Annotated in this window: 8 protein-coding genes; 2 read left to right on the top strand and 6 right to left on the bottom strand. The window is 60.9% G+C overall.

What is annotated here, in order from left to right; translation table 11 throughout:
* Positions 1-427: 427 nt before the first annotated feature.
* A complete protein-coding gene (locus tag BOP96_RS28710) occupies positions 428-1,639 on the bottom strand; it encodes an MFS transporter (RefSeq protein ID WP_032872382.1) in 1,212 nt (403 codons plus the stop codon).
* Between the two features lie 102 nt (positions 1,640-1,741).
* On the opposite strand from BOP96_RS28710, the gene BOP96_RS28705 reads away from it, so the two are divergent.
* On the top strand, positions 1,742-2,563 hold the full coding sequence (locus BOP96_RS28705) for an AraC family transcriptional regulator (RefSeq protein WP_014718649.1): 822 nt from the start codon (positions 1,742-1,744) through the stop codon (positions 2,561-2,563).
* Here the strand turns inward: BOP96_RS28705 and BOP96_RS28700 are convergent.
* Positions 2,556-3,746, bottom strand: coding sequence for an MFS transporter (locus BOP96_RS28700; protein WP_020302597.1), 1,191 nt, complete (start codon positions 3,744-3,746; stop codon positions 2,556-2,558). The genes BOP96_RS28705 and BOP96_RS28700 overlap by 8 nt on opposite strands.
* A complete protein-coding gene (locus tag BOP96_RS28695; RefSeq protein ID WP_019817171.1) occupies positions 3,743-4,765 on the bottom strand; it encodes an alpha/beta hydrolase in 1,023 nt (340 codons plus the stop codon). Before BOP96_RS28695 ends, BOP96_RS28700 begins: the two co-directional genes overlap by 4 nt.
* A 163-nt stretch (positions 4,766-4,928) precedes the next feature.
* Here BOP96_RS28695 and BOP96_RS28690 point away from each other — a divergent pair, with 163 nt between their 5' ends.
* Entirely contained in the window at positions 4,929-5,852 is a 924-nt protein-coding gene (locus BOP96_RS28690; protein ID WP_020302595.1) for an AraC family transcriptional regulator, read from the top strand.
* Here BOP96_RS28690 and BOP96_RS28685 read toward each other — a convergent pair.
* From BOP96_RS28685 to BOP96_RS30305, 3 genes are all read right to left on the bottom strand, one after another.
* Positions 5,827-6,333: a GAF domain-containing protein gene (locus BOP96_RS28685; protein ID WP_014718645.1), complete on the bottom strand. Its 507-nt coding sequence runs from the start codon at positions 6,331-6,333 to the stop codon at positions 5,827-5,829. The two genes, BOP96_RS28690 and BOP96_RS28685, sit on opposite strands and share 26 nt — an antisense overlap.
* A 53-nt stretch (positions 6,334-6,386) precedes the next feature.
* Entirely contained in the window at positions 6,387-7,889 is a 1,503-nt protein-coding gene (proP, locus tag BOP96_RS28680; RefSeq protein WP_014718644.1) for a glycine betaine/L-proline transporter ProP, read from the bottom strand.
* Between the two features lie 88 nt (positions 7,890-7,977).
* The coding region (locus BOP96_RS30305) for a hypothetical protein (RefSeq protein WP_218189987.1) at positions 7,978-8,350 on the bottom strand (373 nt) is incomplete at its 5' end.

Below are 8,350 nucleotides of genomic sequence, written 5' to 3'. Positions count from 1 at the left end.
ACGGTCTGTACTGCGTCAACAGTCAGAATCGGGCTTTGTCCCTTCTCCTCCCTTCAAGTCCTAGCATACAAGCGGGCTTGCTCGCGAAGGCGGCCTGGCAGTCAACACAGTTGGATTGTGGACATATCCATAGCAGATCAAGAGCGGCTCGCTTCGCATCGTGGTTACCGTTGAGCGCTACGGAATTGTGTCGATACCTATGGTCATCGCAGGCAAGCCACTCACATCTGGATCGTGGGGGTGTCAGGTAGATAGGCTTCGGCTAGCAGGCCGCCATCGCAGGCAAGTCAGCTCCCACATTTGGATCTAGTGGTGTCAGATAAATATGCGTCGGCTGGCAGGCCGTCACGGGAGCAAGCTCCCTCGCCACAGGTCCCGCGTCGCCCCAAAGTTGTAGATAACTACGGCTATGGGGCGACGTGATCGATCAAACGCCTTTGGTCGACGGCAACAGTACCGTGAGGATGCCCACCAGCGGCAGGAACGAGCACAGCTTGTACACGTATTCGATGCCGTGATGATCAGCGAGCATCCCGAGCAGCGCCGCGCCGATCCCGCTGAAGCCGAACATCAGGCCGAAGAATATCCCGGCGATCATGCCCACATTGCCCGGCACCAGTTCCTGGGCAAACACCACGATGGCCGAGAACGCCGAGGCGATGATAAAGCCGATGACCACGCTGAGTACGGCGGTCCAGAACAGGTCGACGTAGGGCAGGGCCAGGGTGAACGGTGCGGCGCCGAGGATCGAGAACCAGATGACTTTCTTGCGGCCGATCTTGTCGCCGATCGGGCCACCGGCAAAGGTGCCCACGGCCACTGCGCCGAGAAACAGGAACAGGTACATCTGCGAGCTGGCTACCGACAGCTGGAATTTTTCGATCAGGTAGAACGTGAAGTAACTGGTCAGGCTGGTCATGTACCAGTATTTCGAAAACACCAGCACAGCCAATACCACCAGGGCGAAGGTCACGCGGCCTTTGGACAAACCGTGGGTGGCCTGGCTGCCTTGCTTGAGCTTGAACAGGTTGAGGTGGTGGCGGTACCAGCGGCTCAAGCCGTACAGCACCAGGATGGCGAACACCGCAAACAGGCCGAACCAGGCAATGTGGCTTTGGCCGTAGGGAATGATGATCGCCGCCGCCAGCAACGGGCCGAAAGCGCTGCCGGTGTTGCCGCCGACCTGGAAGGTCGATTGCGCCAGGCCGTAGCGCCCACCGGAAGCCAGGCGTGCGACGCGGGAGGTTTCCGGGTGGAAGGTCGATGAGCCCACACCTACCAGCGCTGCCGCGAGCAATATCGCTGGGAAGTTGCCGACAAAGGCCAGCATCAAGATGCCGATCAAGGTGCACACCATGCCCGCCGGCAATAGCCAGGGTTTGGGGTGGCGGTCGGTGTGGTAGCCGATCCACGGTTGCAGCAGGGAGGCGGTCAACTGGAAGGTCAGGGTGATCAGGCCAACCTGGGTAAAGCTCAGGCCGTAGTTGGCCTTGAGCATCGGGTAGATCGACGGCAGTACCGCCTGGATCAAGTCATTGATCAGGTGCGCCAGGGCACAGGCGCCCAGGACGCGCATGACTAAGGGGCTTACTTGCGAGCTGGTCGAAGGTGCGGCGGGTGACGCTGTGACTGTGGACATGCGGGCATTCCGTACAAGGCAACTGACAGGCGTGGAGGCGGGCGGCGGTGATGTGAACCGCCACTCCATCTGGACTCGGCGTTTATGCTAGATTCGGCGCCAATGCCTGTCTCGCGCAATTCGGGCAGAAACCATCGCAAAAAGGGCGAAATGATCAAATCACTGGATAAATTTCTGCGAGAAATCGATGAGGGCGATTGGGCCGTCATCAGCTCGGCCACTGATTACCCCGAAAACTGGGTGATCCCCGAACACAGCCACAACAAGCACCAACTGCTGTACGCCATTGGCGGTGTGATGGTGGTGTACTCGGCCCTGAGGCAATGGACGGTGCCGCCCAATCGTGGCTTCTGGATGCCTTGCGGTCAAGTTCACTCACTGCGCTGCGTAGGTACGCTGAAGATGCGCAGCGTGTTCGTGCGCCCGGACAGCTTCCCCAACTTGCCGGCCGAGCCCAAGACGGTGACGGTCTCGCCGCTGCTGAGCGAACTGATCAAGGCCTCGGTGAGCTTGAAACCGCCGTATGCCGAGGACTCACGGGACGCGAGGATCATGCACCTGATTCTTGATGAACTGGCCATCCTGCCGGCTTTGCCGCTGTCTTTGCCGCAGCCTGCGGACCCGCGCCTGAGCCCGATCTGCCTGGCGTTGCAGGATGAACCGAGTGATGCCTCCACCGTCGCCGACTGGAGTGCGCGGTTGGGATTGGACCAGACCACCATCCAGCGCCTGTTCCGTAAGGAAACCGGCATGACCTTCGGCCAATGGCGCCAGCAGGCGCGGTTGCTGCTGGCGCTGGAGCGCATTGCGGTGGGGGAGAAGATCATCGATGTGGCGTTTGAGTTGGGCTACGAAAGCCCCAGCGCTTTTACCAGCATGTTCAAGAAACAGTTTGGCAAAACGCCGAGTCATTTTTTCAAATAGCGTCGCTCGCCATGCGCGCGTGAGCAGGGCGCCGGGATGCCAGGTAAGCCAGCAGTGTGGCGACTACCAGCAAGGCGGCGCTCAACTCGAAGGTGGCCTGATAACCGCTCAAGTCGAATGCCACACCACCGACGGTGGCACCGGCGGCAATCGCCAACTGGATGATGGCGACCATCAACCCCCCGCCGGCCTCAGCGTCGTCGGGCAAGGTGCGCGCCAGCCATGTCCACCAGCCAACCGGTGCAGCTGTCGCTACCAGGCCCCAGCAGCCCAACAGCAGAGTGGTGACAATCGCTGAACCGCCGAACCCCACCAGCGCAAGGGCAATGCCGGCCATGATCAACGGAATGGCAATCAGCGTCGGGTACAGGTGACGCTTGAGCAAATGCTCAATCAACACCGTACCCGCCAGGCCGGCCAGGCCGAGCACCAGCAGCATCAGCGACAGGGTGGACACCTCGACCCGGGTCACGCCTTCCAGGAATGGCCGCAAGTAAGTGAACAGCATGAATTGGCCCATGAAGAACAGGCTGACGGCGCACATGCCCACGGCCACCTTGGAGTTTTTCAGCAGGCGCAGCGCATTGCCGGTGTTCGCTGCGCCGCTGTGCTTGAGCGCAGGCAAGCTCAGCCACAGCCAGGCCAGCGCAATCACGGCCACCGGCACCACGCAAAAAAATGCGCCGCGCCAGCCAATCAGGCCGCCAAGAAAGCTGCCCAGCGGCGCCGCGATCACCGTCGCCAGGGCGTTGCCACCGTTGACGATGGCCAAGGCCCTTGGCACTTGGGCGGGCTCGACCAGGCGCATTGCCGTGGCCGCCGACAGCGACCAGAAACCGCCAATCGCCACCCCAATCAATGCGCGCCCGAACATGAACACCGCGTAATTCGGTGCGAACGCCACCACGCTGCCAGAGACGATCATCAGCAGGGTCAGGGCCATCAGCAGGCGCTTGCGATCCATCCTCGCGGCAACCGCCGCGATCACCAGGCTGGTGAGCAAGGCAAACACCCCGGACACGGAAATGCCCTGGCCGGCCTGGCCTTCAGTGATGTGCAAGTCAGCGGCCAGCGGTGTGAGCAGGCTGACCGGCATGAACTCGGAGGCGACCAAGGCAAACGCCGCGAGCGACATCGCCAGCACCGCGCCCCAGCGTTGCGGTTGAGGGATAACGGAACTCACTGCAAGTGGCTCTGGAAGAAGGTGGTGAGCGTGTCAAACGGGATCAGTTCGACGCGGTCGTACAGGTCTACATGGCCGGCGTTGGGGATGACCAGCAATTGCTTGGGCTCGGCGGCGCGTTGGTAGGCGTCTTCACTGAATTCACGGGAGTGCGCGTCGGCCCCGGTAATCAGCAGCAGTGGGCGCGGCGAGATCGTCTCGATATCGTTGAAGGGGTAGAAGTTCATGAACTTGACGTTGCTGGTCAGCGTCGGGCGGGTGGTGGTCTGCGATGAGGCGCCTGCCGGGGTGACTTCGCCGCGCGGGGTGCGGTAGAAGTCGTAGAACTCGTCGCCGACCGGGTCGCCGGTAAGGCTGTGCGGCGTGCCACCGGTGTAGAGGGTCTCGCCGCCCTGGAACTCTACATAGCGCTGGTTGGCGGCCTGGCGCAGGATCTGCTGGCGCTGTTGCAAGGTCATGCCGTGCTTGAGGCCATTGCGGTTGGCCGCGCCCATGTCGTACATGCTGACGGTGGCGATTGCCTTGAGACGCGGATCGATCTTCGCAGCACTGATCACAAAACTGCCGCTGCCACAAATGCCGATGGCACCGATGCGTTCCCGGTCGACCTGTGGGCGAGTGCCGAGAAAGTCCACGGCGGCGCTGAAGTCTTCCACGTAGAGGTCGGGCAACACCGCGTTGCGTGGTGTGCCGGCGCTTTGGCCCCAGAACGACAGGTCCAGGGACAGGGTCACGAAACCCTGTTCAGCCATTTTGGTGGCGTAGAGGTTGGCGCTTTGCTCTTTGACGGCGCCCATCGGGTGGCCGACGACCAGGGCTGCGTGCTTTGAGCCTGGGGCCAGGTGTTTGGGCACGAACAGCGTGCCTGCCACCTGCATGCCGTATTGATTGTTGAAGGTGACAGGTTCGGCCGTCACTGTGTCGCTGCTGTAAAAGTTATCCGCACCGTTAGACATATCGGCTCCAAATGAAGAAAGAGAAGTCACCAGCAAACCCAGGGCGAGCAAGAGGCGTTTCATAGGGATGTTCCTTGTGAAGTGTCCGCACATTTTCCGGGTGACGGCAGGGCTTCTGTAGTGCATTTGAGTGGATTACTTGCCTGATCCTCTGAGTTTCAGTGCCAGATGACGACGCCCGTGACTTGCGCGGGTAAAGTGCAATGAAGCATTGAAAGGGTCTGTTATGACGTCCACTCCCACCCCCCTGAACGCGCTGATCCAGTCGATTGGTTCGCGCACCCCGTCGCCCGGCGACTACGCGATGCCGATCCCCGGCCTGGGCTTTTATCGGCGTGAGCAACCCGCTGCGCCGGTGGTGTGCATGGTTGAGCCGTGCATCGTGCTGGTGGCCCAGGGCGAGAAGCAGTTGTGGGTCGGCGGCGAGGGCTACCCCTACGACACGTCCCGGTTCCTGGTGACGTCGCTGGACATTCCGGCCAATTCCGAGGTGCTGGCCGCCAGCCCCGAGCAGCCGTGCCTGGGGCTGACGTTCAAGCTGGACCTGCGCATGCTCGCGGAGCTGATCGCCCAGGGTGGCTTGCCGCCGGTGCGTGAGCGCGCAGTCATGAAGGGCGTGGGGATCGGCACGGTCACCGACGGCATGCTGGCCGCATTCGCGCGCCTGGTGGCGTTGCTGGACGAACCCGAGGCTATCCCGGTACTCGCGCCATTGATCCAGCGCGAGATTCATTACCGGCTATTGAAAAGCGACCAGGCCGGCCGACTGCGCCAGATCTGTTCGGTGGACGGGCAGGGCTATCGGATTGCCAAGGCCATCGACTGGCTGAAGTTGAATTTCGACGGGGCCCTGCGTGTGGAAGAGCTGGCAGCGCGGGTGCAAATGAGCGCGGCGACCTTTCACCATCACTTCCGGCAACTGACCGCGATGAGCCCGCTGCAATACCAGAAATGGCTGCGTCTGAATGAAGCACGACGATTGATGTTGAACGAGCACCAGGATGTGTCCAGTGCCGCGTTCAAAGTCGGGTATGAGAGCCCGTCGCAATTCAGCCGTGAGTACAGCCGGCTGTTCGGGGTGCCGCCCAAGCGTGATATGGCAGCACTGCGGGGCCGGGCGGGTGTCAGTGATCCGCCGGGGTCAGATTAGCGTAGAAGATGCAGCCGATAAGCCGTGCGAACAGGCTCAGGGTTTCCGGCAGGTTCGGGTCGTCGAACAGCATGGCCCGTGAGTCCAGCGCGCACAGCGCCCCGAACAGGCGGCCATCGGGCAGAAAGATCGGCGCACCGGCGTAGCTTTCGATGGCGTATTGCTTGACCACCGGGCGTGACGCGAAACGGCCGTTCTGGCTGATCTGGGGGACGAACAGGGTGTGTGGGTTGATGCAGAACTCACTGCACAGGGTGGTTTCCAGGTCGAGTACGTCGTCGACGTTGATGCCCATTTGTAGCGGGTCGTAGGCCGAACACACCACCCATTCCTGGTCGGTGAACTTGGCGATGCCGGCGAATCTCATCCCGGTCAGACGAGTGACCAGCTTGAGGATATTGGTGGTTGCTTCAATTTCGGCAATGGCGGCGCGCTCGTCTGCGCTGAGTAACCTGTGTGCGGCGGTGACGCTTGAAACCATGCTGAACGCTCCAATGGCGTGGTCGCAGGCCGCGACCACGCACAGTCAGGTTATTAGTTGATGCGCGGGTGTTGCTGTACCAGGTTTTCCCGCTTGGTTTGCAGCGCGGCAATCTCGGCATCGATGTCTTCGATTTTCTGCTCGATATTGTCGTGATGCTCCTGCAGCAGCTCCTTGGCTTCTTCCATGTCGGAAGCCGCCGGGGCCGCGCCACGCAGGGGCTTGTTGGCGGTTTCCTTCATGGTCAGGCCCGTGATCAGGCCAACCACCGCAAACACCATCAGGTAATAGGCGGGCATGTACAGGTCGTTGGTGCTCTCCACCAGCCAGGCCACGGCGGTCGGCGTAACACCGGCGATCAGTACCGAGACGTTGAAGGCGCTAGCCAGGGCGCTGTAGCGCAGGTGGGTGGGGAACATTGCCGGCAAGGTCGACGCCATCACACCGATAAAGAAGTTCAGCACCACCGCCAGAATCAACAGACCGCCGAAAATCAGGCCGGTCTTGCCGCTGGTGATCAGCATGAAGGCCGGAATCGACAGGAACAGCAGGCCGATGCTGCCGGCGATGATGAACGGCTTGCGGCCGATCTTGTCGCTGACAAAACCAATGAACGGCTGCACGAACAACATGCCGACCATGATCGCAATGATGATCAGCACGCCGCTGTTTTCGGCATAGTGCAGGTTGTGGGACAGGTAGCTCGGCATGTAGGTGAGCAGCATGTAGTAGGTCACGTTGGTGGCCGCGACGATACCAATGCAGGTCAGCAGGCTGCGCCAGTGCTTGGTGGCGATTTCCTTGAACGAGACTTTAGGGCCGTGGCTCAGGCCTTCGCGGTCACCCTGTTCGAGTTTGTCGACATGCTGTTGAAACGCCGGGGTCTCTTCCAGCGCGTGGCGCAGGTACAGGCCGATGATGCCCAGGGGCAGGGCGAGGAAGAACGGCAAGCGCCAGCCCCAGGCCTCGAATTCTGCTTCACCGAGCACGGTGGAGATCAACACCACCACACCTGCGCCGAGCACGAAACCGGCGATGGAGCCGAAGTCCAGCCAACTGCCAAGGAAGCCGCGCTTGCGGTCCGGGGCGTATTCAGCCACGAAAATCGACGCGCCGGTGTACTCACCGCCCACCGAGAAACCCTGGGCCATTTTGCACAGCAGCAACAGGATCGGGGCCCAGATGCCAATGGAGGCATAGCCGGGGATCAAGCCAATGGCGAACGTGCTCAGAGACATGATCACGATGGTGGCGGCCAGGACTTTTTGCCGCCCGTACTTATCGCCCAGTGCGCCGAAGAACAGGCCGCCCAACGGGCGAATCAGGAAAGGTACTGAGAAGGTGGCCAGCGCTGCGATCATCTGCACGCTGGGGGAAGCGTCAGGGAAGAACACCTTGCCCAGCACATAGGCGACAAAGCCATAGACGCCAAAGTCGAACCATTCCATGGCATTGCCAAGTGCGGCGGCGGTGATCGCCTTGCGCATCTTGTTGTCGTCGACAATGGTGATGTCTTTCAATCCGATGGGTTTGACGCGTTTTTTACGTAGTTTCATGCGGGCCACTCAAAAGCTGAACAGGGGAGGTGCCATCGCTACGATGGCACCGCTCTGTCAGTTCAGATACAAGTGGACACGAAATAATTCACCGCTTTCTGTATTTTTTCTCACGGGGGTAAAAATGCCGGGTTCTGGAGGCCGAAGCATGGCTATTGGCAAAACAGATCAAATGTGGGAGCTGGCTTGCCTGCGAAAGCGGTGGTTCAGTCAAAGATTCAGTGACTGACACACCGCCTTCGCGAGCAAGCCCGCTCCCACAGGGGATCTGGGCCAGGCGCAGATCTTGTGGGTAGTACATGACCCATGTGGGAGCTTGGCTTGCCTGCGAAAGCGGTGGTTCAGTCAAAGATTCAGTGACTGGCACTCCGCTTTCGCGGGCAAGCCCGCTCCCACAGGGGATCTGGGCCAGGCGCAGATTTTGTGGGTAGTACATGACCCATGTGGGAGCTGGCTTGCCT

Origin of the sequence: Pseudomonas sp. FSL W5-0203 (assembly GCF_001896155.1) — a bacterium.
GTDB classification, from domain to species: domain Bacteria; phylum Pseudomonadota; class Gammaproteobacteria; order Pseudomonadales; family Pseudomonadaceae; genus Aquipseudomonas; species Aquipseudomonas paracarnis.
Note: the sequence above shows the minus strand (reverse complement) of the source record. Positions and strands in the feature narration are given on the sequence as shown.

Bases quoted from the DNA above. Each gene is read 5' to 3' on its own strand.
- BOP96_RS28710 (WP_032872382.1), bottom strand. From the start codon at position 1,639: ATGTCCACAGTCACAGCGTCACCCGCCGCACCTTCGACCAGCTCGCAA.
- BOP96_RS28705 (WP_014718649.1), top strand. From the start codon at position 1,742: ATGCCTGTCTCGCGCAATTCGGGCAGAAACCATCGCAAAAAGGGCGAA.
- BOP96_RS28695 (WP_019817171.1), bottom strand. From the start codon at position 4,765: ATGAAACGCCTCTTGCTCGCCCTGGGTTTGCTGGTGACTTCTCTTTCT.
- BOP96_RS28690 (WP_020302595.1), top strand. From the start codon at position 4,929: ATGACGTCCACTCCCACCCCCCTGAACGCGCTGATCCAGTCGATTGGT.
- BOP96_RS28685 (WP_014718645.1), bottom strand. From the start codon at position 6,333: ATGGTTTCAAGCGTCACCGCCGCACACAGGTTACTCAGCGCAGACGAG.
- proP (WP_014718644.1), bottom strand. From the start codon at position 7,889: ATGAAACTACGTAAAAAACGCGTCAAACCCATCGGATTGAAAGACATC.